This is a genomic window from Nonomuraea sp. NPDC003727 (assembly GCF_053586935.1).
This window is the reverse complement of record NZ_JBSFNE010000018.1, coordinates 88,217-105,429: the sequence shown is the minus strand read 5'-3', so window position 1 is coordinate 105,429 and position 17,213 is coordinate 88,217. Positions and strand designations below refer to the sequence as shown.

16 protein-coding genes are annotated in these 17,213 nt (G+C 71.9%); 11 read left to right on the top strand and 5 right to left on the bottom strand.

The features are described from left to right. Positions 1 to 2 precede the first annotated feature (2 nt). From ACWDLG_RS35900 to ACWDLG_RS35870, 7 genes are read left to right on the top strand one after another with little or no spacing between them, the layout of a single operon-like run. Positions 3 to 1,520 carry a 4-hydroxyphenylacetate 3-hydroxylase N-terminal domain-containing protein gene (locus ACWDLG_RS35900; protein ID WP_449928684.1) on the top strand — a complete coding sequence of 506 codons (1,518 nt, stop codon included), beginning with the start codon at positions 3 to 5 and terminating at the stop codon, positions 1,518 to 1,520. 17 nt (positions 1,521 to 1,537) lie between these two features. Then, complete coding sequence (locus ACWDLG_RS35895) at positions 1,538 to 2,329, top strand: hypothetical protein (RefSeq protein WP_449928682.1); 792 nt, start codon at positions 1,538 to 1,540, stop codon at positions 2,327 to 2,329. After that, entirely contained in the window at positions 2,326 to 3,591 is a 1,266-nt protein-coding gene (locus ACWDLG_RS35890; protein WP_449928680.1) for an aminotransferase class V-fold PLP-dependent enzyme, read from the top strand. The genes ACWDLG_RS35895 and ACWDLG_RS35890 overlap by 4 nt, the downstream gene beginning before the upstream one ends. A gap of 8 nt (positions 3,592 to 3,599) precedes the next feature. Beyond that, entirely contained in the window at positions 3,600 to 4,427 is an 828-nt protein-coding gene (locus tag ACWDLG_RS35885; RefSeq protein WP_449928678.1) for a class I SAM-dependent methyltransferase, read from the top strand. Next, positions 4,424 to 5,551, top strand: coding sequence for a trans-sulfuration enzyme family protein (locus tag ACWDLG_RS35880; RefSeq protein ID WP_449928676.1), 1,128 nt, complete (start codon positions 4,424 to 4,426; stop codon positions 5,549 to 5,551). The genes ACWDLG_RS35885 and ACWDLG_RS35880 overlap by 4 nt, the downstream gene beginning before the upstream one ends. Next, entirely contained in the window at positions 5,548 to 6,426 is an 879-nt protein-coding gene (locus ACWDLG_RS35875; protein WP_449928674.1) for a homocysteine S-methyltransferase family protein, read from the top strand. Before ACWDLG_RS35880 ends, ACWDLG_RS35875 begins: the two co-directional genes overlap by 4 nt. After that, positions 6,380 to 7,579 (top strand): aminotransferase class V-fold PLP-dependent enzyme, encoded by a 1,200-nt coding sequence (locus ACWDLG_RS35870; protein WP_449928672.1) that lies wholly within the window; start codon positions 6,380 to 6,382, stop codon positions 7,577 to 7,579. The genes ACWDLG_RS35875 and ACWDLG_RS35870 overlap by 47 nt, the downstream gene beginning before the upstream one ends. A 4-nt stretch (positions 7,580 to 7,583) precedes the next feature. On the opposite strand, the gene ACWDLG_RS35865 is transcribed toward ACWDLG_RS35870, so the two are convergent. Genes ACWDLG_RS35865 through ACWDLG_RS35855 form a run of 3 tightly spaced genes read right to left on the bottom strand, consistent with a single transcriptional unit; the run spans position 7,584 to position 10,374 of the window. Continuing rightward, a complete protein-coding gene (locus ACWDLG_RS35865) occupies positions 7,584 to 8,270 on the bottom strand; it encodes a DUF899 family protein (protein WP_449928670.1) in 687 nt (228 codons plus the stop codon). 12 nt (positions 8,271 to 8,282) lie between these two features. Continuing rightward, positions 8,283 to 9,860: an alpha/beta hydrolase gene (locus tag ACWDLG_RS35860; RefSeq protein WP_449928668.1), complete on the bottom strand. Its 1,578-nt coding sequence runs from the start codon at positions 9,858 to 9,860 to the stop codon at positions 8,283 to 8,285. 37 nt (positions 9,861 to 9,897) lie between these two features. Beyond that, positions 9,898 to 10,374, bottom strand: a complete 477-nt coding sequence (locus tag ACWDLG_RS35855; protein ID WP_449928666.1) for a DoxX family protein — start codon at positions 10,372 to 10,374, stop codon at positions 9,898 to 9,900. A gap of 195 nt (positions 10,375 to 10,569) precedes the next feature. On the opposite strand from ACWDLG_RS35855, the gene ACWDLG_RS35850 reads away from it, so the two are divergent. The 3 genes from ACWDLG_RS35850 to ACWDLG_RS35840 are packed head-to-tail and all read left to right on the top strand — an operon-like array spanning position 10,570 to position 14,457. Beyond that, on the top strand, positions 10,570 to 11,430 hold the full coding sequence (locus ACWDLG_RS35850) for a metallophosphoesterase family protein (RefSeq protein ID WP_449928664.1): 861 nt from the start codon (positions 10,570 to 10,572) through the stop codon (positions 11,428 to 11,430). After that, positions 11,427 to 12,119: a 4'-phosphopantetheinyl transferase family protein gene (locus ACWDLG_RS35845; protein WP_354915491.1), complete on the top strand. Its 693-nt coding sequence runs from the start codon at positions 11,427 to 11,429 to the stop codon at positions 12,117 to 12,119. Before ACWDLG_RS35850 ends, ACWDLG_RS35845 begins: the two co-directional genes overlap by 4 nt. Before the next feature lie 52 nt (positions 12,120 to 12,171). Beyond that, complete coding sequence (locus ACWDLG_RS35840) at positions 12,172 to 14,457, top strand: ATP-dependent Clp protease ATP-binding subunit (RefSeq protein WP_449928661.1); 2,286 nt, start codon at positions 12,172 to 12,174, stop codon at positions 14,455 to 14,457. Between the two features lie 11 nt (positions 14,458 to 14,468). On the opposite strand, the gene ACWDLG_RS35835 is transcribed toward ACWDLG_RS35840, so the two are convergent. Beyond that, complete coding sequence (locus tag ACWDLG_RS35835; RefSeq protein WP_449928659.1) at positions 14,469 to 15,164, bottom strand: winged helix-turn-helix transcriptional regulator; 696 nt, start codon at positions 15,162 to 15,164, stop codon at positions 14,469 to 14,471. A gap of 447 nt (positions 15,165 to 15,611) precedes the next feature. Between ACWDLG_RS35835 and ACWDLG_RS35830 the strand changes: the two genes are divergently transcribed. Beyond that, complete coding sequence (locus ACWDLG_RS35830) at positions 15,612 to 16,505, top strand: aldo/keto reductase (RefSeq protein ID WP_449928657.1); 894 nt, start codon at positions 15,612 to 15,614, stop codon at positions 16,503 to 16,505. A gap of 20 nt (positions 16,506 to 16,525) precedes the next feature. On the opposite strand, the gene ACWDLG_RS35825 is transcribed toward ACWDLG_RS35830, so the two are convergent. Beyond that, entirely contained in the window at positions 16,526 to 17,191 is a 666-nt protein-coding gene (locus tag ACWDLG_RS35825) for a response regulator transcription factor (RefSeq protein ID WP_354915503.1), read from the bottom strand. Between the last annotated feature and the right edge of the window lie 22 nt (positions 17,192 to 17,213).

Sequence of the window (17,213 nt, the reverse complement as noted above, 5' to 3'; positions counted from 1 at the left end):
CCATGGCTGCTGATGGAACGGCGGTCCGGCGGCCGTTCACCGGCGACGAGTATCTGGAAAGTCTCCGCGACGGACGGGAGATCTGGATCCACGGCGAGCGCGTCAAGGACGTCACGGAACATCCCGCCTTCCGCAACAACGCCAGAACCATCGCCGGTCTCTACGACGCGCTGTGGGACTCCCCCGACAGGGACGTGCTGACGACGGAGACCGACACCGGCAACGGCGGCTTCACCCACCGCTTCTTCCGCTCCCCCGCCGACGCCGTCGAGCTGCGGCGCAGCCGCGACGCGATCGCGGCCTGGCAGCGGCGGGTGTACGGCTGGCTGGGCCGCTCCCCCGACTACAAGGCCTCCTTCCTGGCCACCCTCGGCGCCAACGCGGACTTCTACGGCGAGTACGCGGGCAACGCCCGCCACTGGTACCGCCTCGCCCAGGAGCGGGTGCTGCACCTCAACCACGCCCTGGTGCATCCGCCGGTGGACCGGCACCGGCCCCCGGACGAGGTGGCCGACGTGTACGTGCACGTCGAGCGGGAGACCGACGAGGGCATCGTGGTGAGCGGCGCGAAGGTGGTGGCCACCGGCTCGGCCCTGACGCACTACAACTTCATCGCCCACCACGGACTGCCGGTGAAGGAGAAGCGGTTCGGCGTGGTGTTCATCGCCGCCATGGACACCCCCGGCGTCAAGCTGCTGTGCCGCCCCTCCTACGAGCTGGCCGCGGCCACCCTGGGCAGCCCGTTCGACTACCCGCTGGCCAGCCGCATGGACGAGAACGACACGGTGATCGTCTTCGACCGGGCGCTGATCCCCTGGGAGAACGTGCTCGTCTACGGCGACGTGGAGAGGGCCAACACCTTCTTCCACAACTCCGGCTTCCTGCCCAGGTTCGCCCTTCACGGCGTCACCCGGCTGGCAGTCAAGCTCGACTTCATCTGCGGGCTGCTGATCAGGGCGGTGGAGATCAACGGCACCGACGACTTCAGGGGCGTCCAGGCCAACATCGGCGAGGCGATGGTGTGGCGGCACCTGATGTGGGCGCTGTCGGACGCGATGATCCAGGGCTGCCGTCCGTGGAACGAGGGTTACGTGCAGCCCAGCGAGGAGTACGCGCTGGCCTACCGGGTGCTGGCCCCCATCGCCTACGGCAAGGTCAGGGAGCTGGTCCTGCACACCGCGGGCAGCGGGCTGATCTACCTCAACTCCGGCGTGGCCGACTTCCACAACGAGGAGGTCCGGCCGTACCTGGACCAGTACCTGCGCGGCTCGCACGGGCACACCGCGGAGAACCGGGTCAAGGTCATGAAGCTGCTCTGGGACGCGGTCGGCAGCGAGTTCGCCGGGCGGCAGGAACTGTACGAGCGCAGCTACGCGGGCAACGCCGAGGAGAACCGGGTGCAGGTGCTGCGCAAGGGCAAGGCCGCGGGGGTGGCGGGAGACATGCTCGACCTCGTCGACGTGTGCCTGTCCGAATACGACCTCACAGGCTGGATCACCCCCCGCCTGGCCGGCCCCTGAACATCCTGGGGGGAAAGGTGAGCGACCAGCCGCTGATCGACGGCGCCGATCTGGTGGCCGTGGCACAGAAGTACGTCGACGGTGCCTCGGTGTTCGCGTCAGGGCGTCAGCCGCTGTCCAGGCTCGCCTCCGTCACCCTCGACCTGGACCTCGACTACTGCAGGGAGGTCGCCGACCACTACGACCGCTCCCCCCGCATGGCCTACTCCCCCGCGGTCAGGCGCAGTTACGACCGCATGAAGGAGGAGAACGCCGAGCAGTTCCACGCGATCACCGCGGCCGGGATCGAGGTCGAGCCCTGGCTCGGCCCCGGCCAGCCGTACCGCGGCTCGCGCGACCTGCGGGCCGGGGTGTTCAGGACGGGCACGATCCACGTCTTCCTGACCCGCGACGGGCACGGTCCCGGCGGGATCCACGGCTACCACCCGCTCAGGGAGGGCTCCGGGATCGTGATCCGCGGCATCGAGTTCACCCACAACGACATCTTCCGCGTCGTGCACGACGTCTTCGGCCACGTCATGCCGGGCAACAGCTTCGGACCGCGGGGCGAGCTCCTGGCGGCCTACTGCCACATGCACATGTACTCCGACGACGTGCACCCGGTCATCTTCATCGAGCACGTCGGCCAGATCTGCTGGTTCTTCTACGGGCCGCACCTGCGTGACCCGGCGGGACTCCTGCCCAGGCCGGGCGAGCCCGGCTACGTCCCGCCTCCGGACCGGCCGTACGCCGCGCAGAAGGTCTTCCCCTTCGAGCGGAAGTACATCGACCGGTTTCACAGCATGTTCTCCACACGGGAGTTGGGATGACACACAGCCTGGAGCACTTCGTCCTGTCCGAGACGGTCAGGGAGGACTTCCCCTTCCTGCGGCAGGGCGAGCCGCTCGTCTACCTTGACAACGCGGCGACCACGCAGAAGCCGCAGGCCGTCCTCGACGCGCTGATCGACTACTACACCCGCAGCAACAGCAACGTCGGGCGCGGCTACTACCGGCTGAGCATGGAGTCGACCGAACGCTACGAGCAGGCCAGAGCGGTCGTCCAGCGCGCTCTCGGGGCCCGGCACCCCGAAGAGGTGATCTTCACCAGGAGCACGACCGACGCCACCAACCTCGTGGTCGACACCCTCGGCAGGCAGCTGGTGCGGGCGGGCGACCAGGTCGTGGTCACCGGCATGGAGCACAACTCCAACCTGCTGCCCTGGCGGCGGCTGTGCGAGGAGACGGGCGCCAAGCTCGTCGTCGTGCCCGTCAACGCCCAGGGCCGCGTGGACACCGCCGCCTTCGCCGCCGCGCTGGGGCCGCGCACCAGGCTCGCGGCCGTCGCGCACGTCTCCAACGTGCTCGGCACGGTCAACCCGGTCCAGGAGCTGGTCGCCGAGGCGCACCGGCACGGCGTCATCGTGATGGTCGACGGCGCCCAGGCGGTGCCCCACCGGCCGGTGGACGTCGCCGAGCTGGGAGCCGACTTCTACTGCTTCTCCGGGCACAAGGTCTACGGGCCCATGGGCATCGGCGTGCTGTACGGCAGGCGCGAGCTGCTCTCCGAGCTGCCGCCCTACCAGGTGGGCGGCGGCACGGTGAAGGGGGTGACCTTCGCCGAGCCGGTCGAGTACGTGCCCGTGCCCAACCGGCTGGAGGCCGGCACCCCGCACGTCGCGGGGGCGGTCGCGCTCGCGGCCGCCTTCGAGTACCTGGAGCACCTGGGCTGGGACGCCGTGCGGCGGCACGACGACACGCTGGTGCGCGCGACGCTCGACGCCGTGGCCGGCCTGGACGGCGTGCGCGTCGTCGGCGATCCGGGCAGCGACCCCTGCGGGATCGTCTCCCTGTCCTTCGAGGGCCTGCACCCCTACGACGTGGGCGGCCACCTCGACCGGCACGGCATCGCCGTGCGCTGCGGGGTGCACTGCGCCAGCACCTTCCTCGACGACCTCGGGCTGGTCGGCACCGTTCGCATCTCGTTCGGCGTGTACAACACGCCGGCGGAGATCGAACGGCTCCGCGACGTCCTGGCGACCGTCGAGCCGGGCTTCTGGACCCTCGAGCAGCCGACCACCCGATTCCTCTGAGGTGCGCCATGACGTCGGTCGTGAACGAGCAGCGCGAGATCTGGGACGCGGTCAGCGAGGGCTGGCGGCGCTGGCAGAACGTCTTCGAGCGGGGCGCGGCCTCCGTGAGCACGGCGCTCGTGCGCATGGGCGGCCTGCGCCCCGGGCAGTCGGTGCTCGACGTCGGGACGGGGCTGGGCGAGCCGGCACTCACCGCCGCCGGAGTGGTCGGGCCGCGGGGCAGGGTGCTCGGGATCGACGTGTCCCCCGCCATGATCAGCGCCGCTCGCGCGCGGGCTGCGCACCTGCCCTTCGCGGAGTTCGTGGTGGGCGAGGTGACGACGGCGGCGCTGGCGCCGGGCGCCTTCGACGCGGTGCTCAGCCGCTGGGGGCTGATGTTCGCCGCCGACCGTGCCGCCACGCTGCGCGCGCTGGCCGGGCTGCTCAGGCCCGGAGGCGTGCTGGCCGCGGCGACGTGGGCGCCGCCGCCTGCCGTACCCATGATCAGCCTCGCCTTCCGGGTCATCGCCGAGCGGCTCGCGCTGGCCCCGCCGCCTCCGGGCCTGCCCGGCCCCTTCTCCATGGCCGACCCGAAGGCGGTGGCCGCCGAGCTCGCCGAGGCGGGCTTCACCGAGGTCACCGTCACCGAGCGGAAGGTGCCGTTCGTCATGGACTCGGTGTCGCACTTCGTGGCCTTCTCCAGGGACGTGCTCCCGCCCAGGATGCGCTCGCTCGTACGGGAGGCGGCCGACCCGCTGATCTGGGAGGCGGTCGCCGAGGCCGCCGCGGTCCACGCCAGGCCGGACGGGTCGCTCGACCTCACCTCCACCTGCCTGTGCGTGCGGGGTGTCCGGTGAGGCCCGACACCAAGCTGATCCACGCCGGGCGGCCCAGGGAATCCGGCACCGGAGACGTGATCCCGCCCGTGCACCTGTCGGCCACCTACGACCGGCGACCGCAGGACCCGCCGCGGTACTTCTACGGCCGCGGCGAGAACCCCACCCGCGAGGATCTCGAGCTGTGCCTGGCGGCGCTCGAGAACGCCGCGTTCGCCACCGCCTACGCCTCCGGGCAGGCCGCCGCGGCCGCGGTGGTGGGCCTGCTGTCTCCCGGCGACCGGCTGGTCTGCTCCGACAACGTCTACAGCGGCACCCGCGCCCTGCTGGAGTGGACCGGCAAGTACGGCATCACCGTCGAGTACGCCGATCTGGCGGAGCCGTCCCTGGTCGAACGCGCGGTCCAGGGCGCCGACCTGGTGTGGGTGGAGAGCCCCACCAACCCGCTGATGAAGATCGCCGACCTCGACCTCGTCTGCCGCGCGGCCCGCGCCACGGGAGCCACCGTCGTCGTGGACAACACGCTCGCCGGTCCGCTGCTCCAGCAGCCGCTGAGCTGGGGCGCGGACATCACGCTCTACAGCACCACCAAGTCGATCTCGGGCCATCTCGACGTGATCGGCGGCGCGCTCGTCTACAACCGTCCCGAGCTGCACGACCAGCTGCTCGCCCACCGCACCGCCACCGGCGGCGTCCCGGGGGCGCTGGACTGCTTCCTGATCCACCGAGGGCTGAGGACCCTGGCGGTCCGGGTCGAGCGCCAGGTGCGCACCGCCGAGGCGATCGCCGCGATGCTCGCCGGTCACCCGTCGGTCTCCCTGGTCCGCTACCCGGGCCTGCCCGACCACCCCCAGTACGACGTCGCCAAGCGTCAGATGTCCGGCCCCGGTTCGGTGCTGAGCTTCGAGTACGCCGGCGACCCCGCCGCGCTGATGGCGCGGCTGCGCTTCTTCGGCTGCGCGGTGAGCCTGGGCGGGGTGCATTCCCTGATCGAGTGTCCCGCCATGATGACCCAGCGTCCCGTCCCCCGCGAGGTACGGCTTCGCATGGGGCTGTCCGATCGCCTCATCCGGCTGTCGGTCGGCCTGGAGGACCGGCGCGACCTCATGGAGGACCTGCAGGAGGCCATGCGAGGAGCGCCGTGATCCTCCTGGACGGGGCGGTGGCCACGGAGCTGGAGCGGCGCGGGCTGCCCATGGCCGCCCCCTGGTGGACCACCCGGGCCCTGCTCACCGAGCACGGCCGGGAGCTGCTGCGTGCCGTGCACCGGCGCTACCTGGAGGCGGGGGCCAGGGTGCTGACCGCCAACACCTTCCGCTGCAACCTGCGGGCGTTGCGGCGGGCCGAGCTGGACGAGCGGCAGGCGGGCCGCATGGTGCGGCTCGCCGTGGACCTGGCGCGGTCGGCGCGGGACGGTCACGACGACGTGGTGGTGGCCGGTTCGATGGCCCCGGTCGAGGACTGCTACCGGCCCGACCTCGTCCCCGCCGACGCCGAGCTCCGTGCCGAGCACCGGTGGATGGCGGGCCGGCTGGCGGCGGCGGGGATCGGCCTCGCCCTGATCGAGACGGTCAACACCGTCCGCGAGGCGCGGATCGCGGTGGAGGAGGCGCGGGAGGCGGGCCTGACCGCCTGGGTCAGCTTCGTCTGCGGCCCCTCCGCCACCCTGCTGTCGGGTGAGCCGGTCGCGCGTGCCGCCGCCGCCGTCTACCGCGCGGGGGCCGCGGCCGTGCTCGTCAACTGCACCTCGCTGGACGTGGCGCGCGGCTGCGTCGCCGAACTGGCCGGCCTCGGCGCGGGCGACATCGGCGTCATGCCCAACCTCGAACCCCGCAACGGCCCTCCGGTGCCACCCGAACGCTTCGCCGCGCTGATGTCCGGCTGGCGGCGGCGGTACGGCCTGACCCTGCTCGGCGGCTGTTGCGGCACGACCCCTGCCCACATCACGGCCCTGAACGGATGGGAAGACGCGCATGATGGACTGGCCGCAGGTCCGCGAGCTGTTCACGATCGACCCTGACCTCATCCACCTCAACACCGCCGGCCTCGGCTCGGCGCCGCGCCCCGTGCTGGACGTCATCGGCGGCGCCGACCGGGTGTACGCGAGGTCGCCGCGCGACCCGTTCGCCGACACCGCCCTCACCGACGTGCGGGAGTCCCTGGCGGGCGGGCTGGGATGCGAGGCCGACGAGCTGGCCGTCGTGCCGAGCGCCACCGACGCCAACGCCCGGATCCTGGCCGGGCTCGACCTGCGCGAAGGCGACGAGATCATCACCACCGACCACGAGTGCTACACCGTGCGCGCGCCGCTGTGCCAGCTGCGCGACCGTAGGGGCGTCGTCCTCAGGGAGCTCACCCCGCCGGTCGGGGCGGGGCAGCGGGCCGAGGAGATCGTCGAGCTGGTACGGTCGGCGATCACGCCGCGCACCAGGGTGCTCCAGTGGGCCGGGATCACGCTGACCACCGGAGCCGCCTTCCCCACGGCCGAGCTGGTCGAGCTGGCGCGGCGGCACGACCTGATCACGGTGCTCGACGGCAGCCAGGTGCTCGGCCACGTCCCCCTGCGGCTGCGGGAGCTGGGGGTCGACTTCCTCAGCGCGTCGGGATCGCGCTACCAGTGCGGCCCCATGGGCACCGGCCTGATCTACGCGCGCAACCGGCCCCTGCCCCTGCCGGTCTTCTGGCCGGTCGTCTCCCTGCTCTACCCGCTGCGGGACGGCCTGCCCGCCCGGCCCCACGACCTCGGGCGGCTGCTCCAGCAGAGCGACTCGGCCGACCTGTCGCGGGCGCAGGGCCTGCGCATCGCCTGCGAGCTGTGGGACCGCATCGGCCGCGACCGCATCCGGCGCCACGTCCTGGAGCTGAGCGCCCACCTCAAGGAGCGCGTCGTCCATCACTGGGGCCGGGCCGCGCTCCTCAGTCCCTTGGACGACCCGCGGCTGCACTCGGGCCTGGTGGCCTTCGACCCCTTCGGGGGGAGCGCGGACATCGGCGGGTTCGTCCAGCTCAAGCGGCAGCTGGCCGATGAGCACGGGATCACCGTCGAGATCACCCGCTTCGCCCGCCCCGGCGTGCGGGACGAGCTGCCCGCGGTCCGGGTCTCCCCGCACCTGTACAACGACGTGGAGCAGATCGACCGGGCGATCGACACGATGATCAAACTCTGCCGCTGAAAGGTCAGCGGGCCGGGCGGCTGGGATACCAGTCGCCCCGGCCCTGCGGCAGCAGGTCGAGCAGCGACCAGGTCGCGCAGAGCAGGTCGAGGCCGCGGGCGTCGCCGCCGTCACCCGGCTGGTACGGCTCGTCGCCGGGGTCGCTCAGCATGGCCGAGCCCTGCCAGGAGATCCTGACGCGCCCGTCGGACCTGTCGTAGACGGTCACCACGGGTTCGAGGTCACCGGGATGGGCGCGCAGCCCGAGCCGGTCGGTGAGGTCGCCGGGACGCGTGGAGTAGACAGGCACCCACCGCCACTGCCGGCGCCGCGCCACCTCGGCCAGGCGCGCGGGTCCTGCGGGCGCCATGACGGCCACCGCGGTGCGCTCGAGCAGGTGCGGGGTGACGGCGTCGATGCCGTCGACCCACATGGAGCACAGGGGGCACGGCTCCGGCCAGTCCTCGTCGAACATCATGTTGTAGACGAGCAGCGTGTGATGGTCGCCGAACAGCCCGCTCAGGCGCGCCGGCGAGCCGTCGAGCGCGGCGAGCGGCGGGTCATCGTCCAGCTCGGGCCCCGGGGGCAGGGCCCGCCGCCGCGCGGCCACCTGCTCGCCCAGCTCGCGCAACCGGCGTTCGGCGCTCAGCAGTTCGGCCCGCGCCTTGACGTACTCGGGCGTGGCCGACTCGAACAGAGCGGGACGTGACACCTCGGCTCCACCTCACCACATGATCGGCGACAACTGGCTCAGCACCCACGCCACCGCCCCCGCCTGCACGAACGCGGTGACCCTGTGGTCGCGGCCCAGCGCGTACAGGCCGTAGGCGGCCAGTTCGAGCAGGAGCAGGATGGGCGCCAGCACCATGACGTACAACCCCAGCATGCCAGGCAGCACCTGGGTGATGACGCCAATCATGACAACGGCCAGCATCAGCAGGCGAGCCGCGAGCGACTTGGCCGCGGCGGCCGGCGGGCGGCCGCGGCGCAGCAACCGGTCGGCGGCCAGGAAGAAGGGCAGGATCAGCGCGGTCGCGAGCGCCCAGAGCAGCACGCGCTTCGGGGTGGGCACCAGTCCGTGCACCATCGCCCCGAGCGGGGTCAGCACGACGATCACGCCCACGAGGACCAGCGCGGCGGGCGCGAGCGTGTGTCGTGCGGACCACGCCTGCGCAGCCGGGAGCCACTGCCGTGCCGGAGTGAGCCGGCCCACGGCCAGGAGGATCGTTCCCGCGACGCCCAGCAGCACCGCCAGCGCGCCGCCCGCCTCCATCCCGAGCAGGTGGCCCGCGTCACCCCAGGCCAGCCACGGCAGCGGCAGCAGCAGCGCGCCGCCCACCAGCAGAAGGCCGAGCACGGGACGCCCCGCCTCGGCGGTCGGCTCGCCGCTGCGGGCCAGCGCGCCGCCGGCGAAGCCCACGAGCGTGAGGAGTACGGCGGCGCAGGGCAGGTAGAGCACCGTCAGCAGCGGCCGCCGATCCGCGGCGCCGGACGGCGTGGCCGGACGGCCGGTCACCTTGGCCACCCAGTCCACCACGTAACCGGCCGTCAGGTCCGAGAAGAGCATGGTCAGGTGGTTGGTCCCGGCCACCTCCCGCAGGGCCACGGCCGTGCCCTGAGCGTGGTCGCCGTTGACCTGGCCGTAGGCGAGCGGGGTGCCCGACCACAGGCGGGCCGTGCGCTCGGCGCCCTCCCGCACGACGCCCGCGTCGCCCTCCGCCACCACGAACAGGACGTTCCTGGCTCTGGTGCCGGGTTCGACGCCGCCCATGGCGCCGCCCATGGCGACGGTCGCGACGGGCCGCCGATCGCGCACCGCGAAGCCGAGCACGCCGGCGGCGCCCATCGAGTGGCCGACGACGACGACCTTGGCCGGGTCCACGTAGGGGACCGTGCCCAGCCAGGTGAGGACGGCGTCCAGATCGGAGCGCATGCCCTCGAACCCGGCCGACTGGTGCCGTTCGGTGCTCAGGCCGTGGCCGCGGAAGTCGAAGGTGACCACCGCGTAGCCCGCGGCGGCCACGCGCCGCGCGAGCACGCTCATGGTGGCCTGGTCGGCGGAGTGGCCGTGTGCGATCACGACCACGGGCGGCCTGCTCCCCTGCGGAGGCGGGTCAGGCATGCCCAGGACGCCCGGAGCCGTGACCGTGCCCGGCACGTACAGCGTGGCCGGCACCCGGCCGTCGACGAGCACCGGGCGGTGCGGCACGCCGCCGCGTTCCTCCCCGCCCAGCGCGAGGGCCAGCCAGCCGCCGACCGCCACGGACACGAACGTCACCAGAGCGACGAGAGCTCTGTTCACCGGGTCTCCTCGGGTACGGCGGCCCGCCGGCCGACGATCACTTGATGAACGGGACGATGGCCACGAACGCGAGCACCGTGAGCACGGCCGCGATCGCCCTGACGCGGCCGAGGGCCCGGCCGGACAGCTTGCTGTCCAGGGCGAACCTGCCCGCTCCGGCCAGCAGGAGGCCCAGCCCGCCCGCGAGCACGGCCAGCTCCCACTCGAAGCCCGTCGGCATGAAGAAGCCGCCGCCCGCGGAGAGCTTGATGTAGCTGGAGGCGGCCATCGTGACCACCACGATCGCCGCGCCCACCGAGGTGAGCAGCCCTGCCAGGAGCAGGACGCCGGCGATCACCTCGGAGACCGCGGTGATCCACGAGAAGGCCTGGGACGCCCCGACTCCCTTGGAGCCGAGGTAGCCGGCCATCTTGGCGGTGTCCCATCCGGTCCACGCGCCGAACAGGTTCTGCACGCCGTGCAGGAGGAAGGTGGCGCCGAGCGCCACACGGAGGACGAGCAGCCCGGCACTCACCCAGGTGTCCCGGACCGTCGCCGCCGACCAAGAGCTGGCACTGTCACCGTTCACTCCCCCGTCCCAGTGCCGTGGACGGGCTGCTTCGGTAGCCATACTCGGCAAGGTAGGCAGGCACCGACCGGCCCGCTCGGCATCTGTCGGGCGAGCGACAGCTCACTGGGCAATCGGGCGCCGGCACGCGATCATCGGAGTATGGGCGATCTGGGAGGTGTGGTGGCGGGAAGACTGGTCGCGGTGAGCGACCTGCACGTCGGGTACGCGAGGAACCGGGAACTGCTGGAGGATCTGCCGCGCGAACCGACGGACGACTGGCTGCTGATCGCCGGGGACGTGGCCGAGCGCTGGGAGGACATCGCCTGGGCGCTGGCCACGTTGCGCGCCCGCTTCGCCAAGGTGGTGTGGGCCCCCGGCAACCACGAGCTGTGGACGGTACCGGGCGATCGCCTCCAGTTGCAGGGTGACGGCAAGTACCGCGCTCTGGTCCAGCTGTGCCGCAGCCTGGGTGTGCTGACCCCGGAGGATCCCTTCCCGGTCTGGACAGGGGAGGGCGGGCCGGTCACGATCGCGCCCCTGTTCGTCCTGTACGACTACAGCTTCCGTACGGCCGGCTGCGCCACCAAGCAGGAGGCGCTGGCACTGGCCCACGAGGCCGGCGTGGTGTGCACCGACGAGTTCCTGCTCCACCCCGACCCCTACCCGACCAGGGAGGACTGGTGCCGGGCGCGCGTGGCCGAGAGCGAGCGCAGGCTGGCGGCCTGCGACCCGGACGTGCCGATCGTCATGGTCAACCACTTCCCGCTGGTCCGCGAGCCGACGGCGATCCTGCGCCATCCGGAGTTCGCCCTGTGGTGCGGCACCGAGCTGACGGCCGACTGGCACCGTAGGTTCCGCACGGCCGCGGTGATCTACGGCCATCTGCACATCCCCCGGGTCACCTGGCATGACGGCGTGCGCTTCGAGGAGGTCTCCGTCGGCTACCCGCGCGAGTGGGAGCGGCGTGGACTGCCGCACGACATCTTCCGCCAGGTCCTTCCCGTACTGGAGCCGGTGTGATCGAGGACATCCTGCCCAAGGGCGTCGCCGTGGCCGAGTTGTTCGCCGACCGGCCCGGCGCCACGCTGTTCGAGGAGGAGGCCGTCGCGGTGCAGCGGGCCGTCGACTCCAGGCGCCGCGAGTTCACCACTGGCCGCGCCTGCGCGCGGCGCGCCCTGGCCCGGCTCGGGCTGCCTCCCGTCCCCGTGCCCCGGGGCGAGCGCGGCGCGCCCGCCTGGCCCGACGGCGTGGTCGGCAGCATCACGCACTGCGCGGGTTACCGCGCGTGCGCCGTCGCGATGGACACGCAGGTCCTGACCATCGGGATCGACGCCGAGCCGCACGAGCCGCTGCCTGACGGGGTCTTCGACATGATCTCGCTGCGGACCGAGCGCTGGGCGCTGGCCGGGCTGCCCTCCGGCGTGCACTGGGACCGGGTGCTGTTCAGCGCCAAGGAGTCGGTCTACAAGGCCTGGTTCCCCCTTGCCCGGCGCTGGCTGGACTTCTCCGAGGCCACCGTCACGATCGATCCGTCGGCGGGGACGTTCCACGCCCACCTGTCGAAGATCGCCACCGTTCACGGGGGTGAGCTGCTGACGGAGTTCGCGGGAAGGTGGCGCGTGACCGACGGGTTCGTCCTCACCGCGATAGCTCACCCCGCGGATCGAGCCGCATCACCTGTGGGCGAACCTCTTGCCATGAAGCTGTGAACGAGCGAACTTTAGAAAGTAATAGTAGTCGTCGGCCTTCCGGGAGCGAGGAATGTTCGAGAGGTTCACCGACCGCGCGCGGCGGGTTCTCGTCCTGGCTCAGGAGGAGGCCAGGAAACTCAACCACGACTATCTCGGCACCGAGCACCTGCTGCTCGGCCTGCTCCTGGAGGGGCAGGGGGTGGCGGCGCTCGCCCTGACCAAGCTCGGCATCGGGCTGGACGCGGTCCAGACGGGGGTCGTCTCGATCAGCCTGCCCGGCGAGCGGCCGCATGACGGGCACATCCCCTTCACCCCCCGCGCCAAGCGCGTGCTCGAGCTGGCGCTGCGCGAGGCGCTCTTCTTCGGCCACGACCACATCGGCACCGAGCACCTGCTGCTGGGGCTGATCAGGGAGGGCGAAGGGGTGGCCGCGCAGGTGCTGGCCTCGCAGGGCGCCGAGCCCACCGGCATCCGCAACGAGGTCACCAGGATCCTCCAGGGGGACGAGATCGGGGACGAGGACGACCAGCGTCCCCCGGTCGCGCCGCCCAAGCCCAAGTCCTCCATCCTCGACCAGTTCGGCATGAACATCACCGAGGCGGCCCGCGAAGGCAGGCTGGACCCGGTGATCGGCCGCGAGGAGGAGATCGAGCGGGTCATGGAGGTGCTCTCCCGGCGGACCAAGAACAACCCGGTGCTGATCGGCGAGCCCGGCGTCGGCAAGACCGCCGTCGTCGAGGGGCTGTCCCAGATGATCGTCGACGGGGACGTGCCCGAGACGCTCAAGGACAAGCAGCTCTACACGCTGGACCTCGGAGCGCTGGTCGCCGGCTCCCGCTACCGGGGCGACTTCGAGGAGCGGCTGAAGAAGGTGCTCAAGGAGATCCGCGCCCGCGGCGACGTCATCCTGTTCATCGACGAGCTGCACACCCTGGTGGGGGCGGGGGCGGCCGAGGGCGCGATCGACGCGGCCAACATCCTCAAGCCCATGCTGGCTCGTGGCGAGCTGCAGACCATCGGGGCGACCACGCTCGACGAGTACCGCAAGTACCTGGAGAAGGACGCCGCACTGGAGCGGCGTTTCCAGCCGATCCAGGTGCCCGAGCCCTCCCTCTCGCACACGATCGAGATCCTCAGGGGGCTGCGTGACCGCTACGAGGCCCACCACCGGGTCTCGATCACCGACGGCGCGCTGGTGGCCGCCGCGCAGCTGGCCGACCGCTACATCAGCGACCGTTTCCTGCCCGACAAGGCGATCGACCTCATCGACGAGGCCGGCTCACGCATCCGCATCCGCCGGGGCGCCGCCCATGCCGTGCCTCGTGAAGTGACCGAGGAGCTCATCGCCGAGGTGCTGGCCAGGGCGACCGGCATCCCGGCCGTCAAGCTGACCGAGGAGGAGTCGCAGCGGCTGCTGCGCATGGAGGACGAGCTGCACAGGCGGATCATCGGCCAGGACGACGCCATCAAGGGCCTGTCCCGGTCGATCCGGCGCACCCGCGCCGGGTTGAAGGACCCGCGCCGTCCCGGCGGGTCGTTCATCTTCGCCGGCCCCTCGGGCGTCGGCAAGACCGAGCTGTCCAAGACGCTGGCCGAGTTCCTCTTCGGCGACGAAGACGCCCTGATCATGCTGGACATGTCGGAGTTCATGGAGAAGCACACCGTGTCGCGGCTGTTCGGCTCCCCGCCCGGCTACGTCGGATACGAGGAGGGCGGCCAGCTGACCGAGAAGGTACGGCGCAAGCCGTTCTCGGTCGTGCTGTTCGACGAGATCGAGAAGGCCCACCCCGACATCTTCAACACGCTGCTGCAGATCCTGGAGGACGGCCGGCTGACCGACGCCCAGGGCCGGGTGGTCGACTTCAAGAACACGGTCATCATCATGACCACCAACCTCGGCACCCGCGACATCTCCAAGGGCATCGGGATCGGGTTCGCCGCCTCCGACGTGGGCGGGTCCACCTACGACCGGATGAAGGGCAAGGTGCAGGAGGAGCTCAAGCAGCACTTCCGGCCCGAGTTCCTCAACCGGGTCGACGACATCGTCGTCTTCCACCAGCTCGCCTCGCAGGAGATCATCCTCGTCCTCGACCTGATGCTGGCGCGGGTGGCCGAGCGGATGGCGGAGCGCGGAATGGAACTGGAGGTGTCCGGGGAGGCCAAGCGGTTGCTGGCCGACCGGGGCTACGACCCGGTCATGGGCGCCCGGCCGCTGCGCCGTACCATCCAGCGCGAGCTGGAGGACGTGCTGTCGGAGAAGATCCTCTACGGCGAGCTGCGCTCCGGCCAGCACGTGCTCGTCAGCGTGAGGGAGGGAGCCCTGCACGTGACCGGCGTGGAGCGGCCCGCGCCGTAGCGGCGCCCCGCTCAGCGGCTCGCGGCACCGCGCGCCTGGTCGGACGTCCCCTCGGGCACCAGCCCGAGGAGGGCGCTCACCCGCAGGATCGCCTCCGGCGGGCCCTGCAACGTCAGCCGCCCCGACACCACGGCGCCGAAGGGCGAGAGCCGCTTGGAACCGATCTCCATGAACGTGCGGGCATCGGTGACGGCGGTCACCGTGGGCGAGCCGGGATAGCCGCCCTCGACCGCGACGGCGCCGCCGTCCTTGACGACGACGTGGAAGAGCACGTCGTCGACCTGGAACTCGTACACCTCGTCCAGGTCGGGCACCCGCGAGTCGTCGATCATGGCCTGCACCGCCAGGAACCCCCAGTACGGCCGGACGATCTCCTCGGGCGTCGGCGCGTCCAGGAACGGCAGCCCCCACCGGGCCAGGCTGAGCACCGGCTCGCGCAGTTGCCGGCCGACCTCGGTCAGCTCGTAGCCCCGGTCCTTGCCCTGGTCGTCGGCCACCTTGCGGAGCACGCCCTCGGCGGTGAGGAACTTCAGCCGCTCGGCCAGCAGGTTGGTGCCGACGCCCGGCAGCGCGGCGATGAGGTCGCTGTAGCGGCGCGGCCCCAGCAGCAGCTCCCTGATGATGAGCAGCGTCCACCGCTCACCGATGACGTCGAGGGCGGCGGCGAGCCCGCAGTACTGGCCGTAGTTACGCCTGGCATGGACCATGTGCCGCCTCCAACGCGCCGACGGTGACCGCCTTCCCCTCACCACTCTATTTTATTGAAGTGGCGAGGAGAACCACGGAGTCCATAGCCGGTTGGCGTACCCGGATGACCAGGCCCGGATGACCAGGCAGGGTCTGCCCCGGCGGGCAGGCACCAACGGCGGCCTCCGCGCTAGGCGCGTGCTTGGCCGCCGCGAACCCGGAGGAACACACTGGAGGCATCCATGCGGGGAGGGCCCGCCCGCCCCGGCGGAAGACCCAGAGGTGCACCATGATGACTCGATGGCGGCCCGGCGCGATCCGCGCCCGGGTGGACGGTGCGGACCAGGTCCCGGCCGGAAAGCCCCGGAAGAGCGCCCCGCGACCGCTCGCGGGGATCGAGTACGACTGGTCGCGCGCGCCCGCGCCGCGCACCACGGACATCGGACGGCGTGCGCTGCTCTGGACTGATGCCTGAGAGCACACCGGCCACCGCGCGTCTGAGGAGGATCGGCGAGCTGGCGCTACCGCCGGTCGGCCTCGGCTGCGCGGCTCTCAGTGGCTTCTACGGCGCGGTGAAGGGCGCCGACGGCGTGCGCGTCCTCCGGCAGGCGCTCGGAGCCGGCCCGGCCCTCCTGGAGACCGGCGTCAGCCCGGACCGGGCCACCGGTGTGGTCCGGCGAGCTCTCGCCGGACGCCGCGAGCGCGCCGTCGTGGTGGCGGGGGACGCGACGGGGGACGTGGAGCGGGCCTGCGACGCGTGGCTGCGCGAGCTGGGCACCGGCCACCTCGACCTGTTCTACGTCAGCCGTTGCCCGGCGGGGCTGGAGGAGACGGTCGGCAGGCTCGGCGCCCTGGTCACCGCCGGGAAGGTCCGCCACATCGGGCTGTCCGGTGTCTCCGCCGACCAGCTCCGGCGGGCGCACCGGATCCATCCCGTGACCGCGCTGGTGAGGGAGTACTCACTCGTGCACCGCGACATCGAGGCCGAACTGCTGCCCGTCGCGCGCTCGCTCGGCATCGGGGTGATCGCCGGCTGCCCCCTCGGGCGGGGACTCCTCACCGGCAGGATCCGCGCTCCCGAACACCTGCGCTCCGGCGATCCTCGCCGGCTCGACCCCCGTTTCCGTGGCGAGCGGCTGCGGCAGAGCGTACGGCTGCTGCCGCTCGCCGAGGAGATGGCCGCCGAGCTCAACGTCAGCCTGTCCCGCCTGGCGCTGGCCTGGCTGCTGGCCCAGGGGGAGGACGTCGTGGTCGTCCCGAGCACGCGCAACCCGTTGCACCTGGAGATGAACCTCGCCGCCAAGCACGTCCGGCTGGCGCCCGAGCAGCGTGCCGGGCTCGAGCGGGTCTTCACTCGCTGAGGCCCCGCGAGGCGGGCCGGTCACCGCCCGTTGTGGACCTTGTCGACCTTGATCAGGGACGCGCTGACGGCCTTGTTGACCGCGTCGATCCTGGACACGGCGCCCAGCTTGATGAAGATGTTGCGCAGGTGCCGCTTGACGGTGGCCTCCGTCAGGCCGAGCCGGGAGCCGATCTGGGTGTTGGTGAGCGCCTGGGCGGCCAGGGTGAGCACCTCACGTTCCCGGTCGGACAGCAGGTCAGAGGACTGCCCGTCGACCTGGGCCAGGCTCTCGCGGGAGACGGCGAGCAGCACCCGCCCGTCGCCGCAGCGGGCGCTGTGGATGGCCGACACGACCTCCTGGATGCTGGCGCTCTTCAGCAGGTAGCCCCTGATCCCCGCGGCGAGCAGGCTGCGGAGCAGTTCCGGCCCGTCGTACATGCTCAGGATCAGCACCTGCGTCTCGGGCGAGTGCCGATGGATGCGGGCCACGGTCGTCGGAGCGTCGTCGCCGGGGATCTCGACGTCGAGCAGCACGACGTGCGGCCGTTCCCTGGCCACGAGGGCGACCGCCGACTCGCTGTCGCCGGCCTCCCCGACCACGACCATCCCGGCCTGCGCCTCCAGGAGTTCGCGCAGCCCCTCCCTCACCAGGACATGGTCATCGACGAGCAAGACCCTGATGGGTTCCTGGGCCTCGCGTGTCATCGCGGTCCATCCACGTGATAGC

Coding starts and splice junctions, on each gene's coding strand:
- ACWDLG_RS35870 (WP_449928672.1), top strand. CDS start 6,380: ATGATGGACTGGCCGCAGGTCCGCGAGCTGTTCACGATCGACCCTGAC.
- ACWDLG_RS35850 (WP_449928664.1), top strand. CDS start 10,570: ATGGGCGATCTGGGAGGTGTGGTGGCGGGAAGACTGGTCGCGGTGAGC.
- ACWDLG_RS35835 (WP_449928659.1), bottom strand. CDS start 15,164: ATGGTCCATGCCAGGCGTAACTACGGCCAGTACTGCGGGCTCGCCGCC.
- ACWDLG_RS35825 (WP_354915503.1), bottom strand. CDS start 17,191: ATGACACGCGAGGCCCAGGAACCCATCAGGGTCTTGCTCGTCGATGAC.
- ACWDLG_RS35840 (WP_449928661.1), top strand. CDS start 12,172: ATGTTCGAGAGGTTCACCGACCGCGCGCGGCGGGTTCTCGTCCTGGCT.
- ACWDLG_RS35900 (WP_449928684.1), top strand. CDS start 3: ATGGCTGCTGATGGAACGGCGGTCCGGCGGCCGTTCACCGGCGACGAG.
- ACWDLG_RS35885 (WP_449928678.1), top strand. CDS start 3,600: ATGACGTCGGTCGTGAACGAGCAGCGCGAGATCTGGGACGCGGTCAGC.
- ACWDLG_RS35830 (WP_449928657.1), top strand. CDS start 15,612: ATGCCTGAGAGCACACCGGCCACCGCGCGTCTGAGGAGGATCGGCGAG.
- ACWDLG_RS35890 (WP_449928680.1), top strand. CDS start 2,326: ATGACACACAGCCTGGAGCACTTCGTCCTGTCCGAGACGGTCAGGGAG.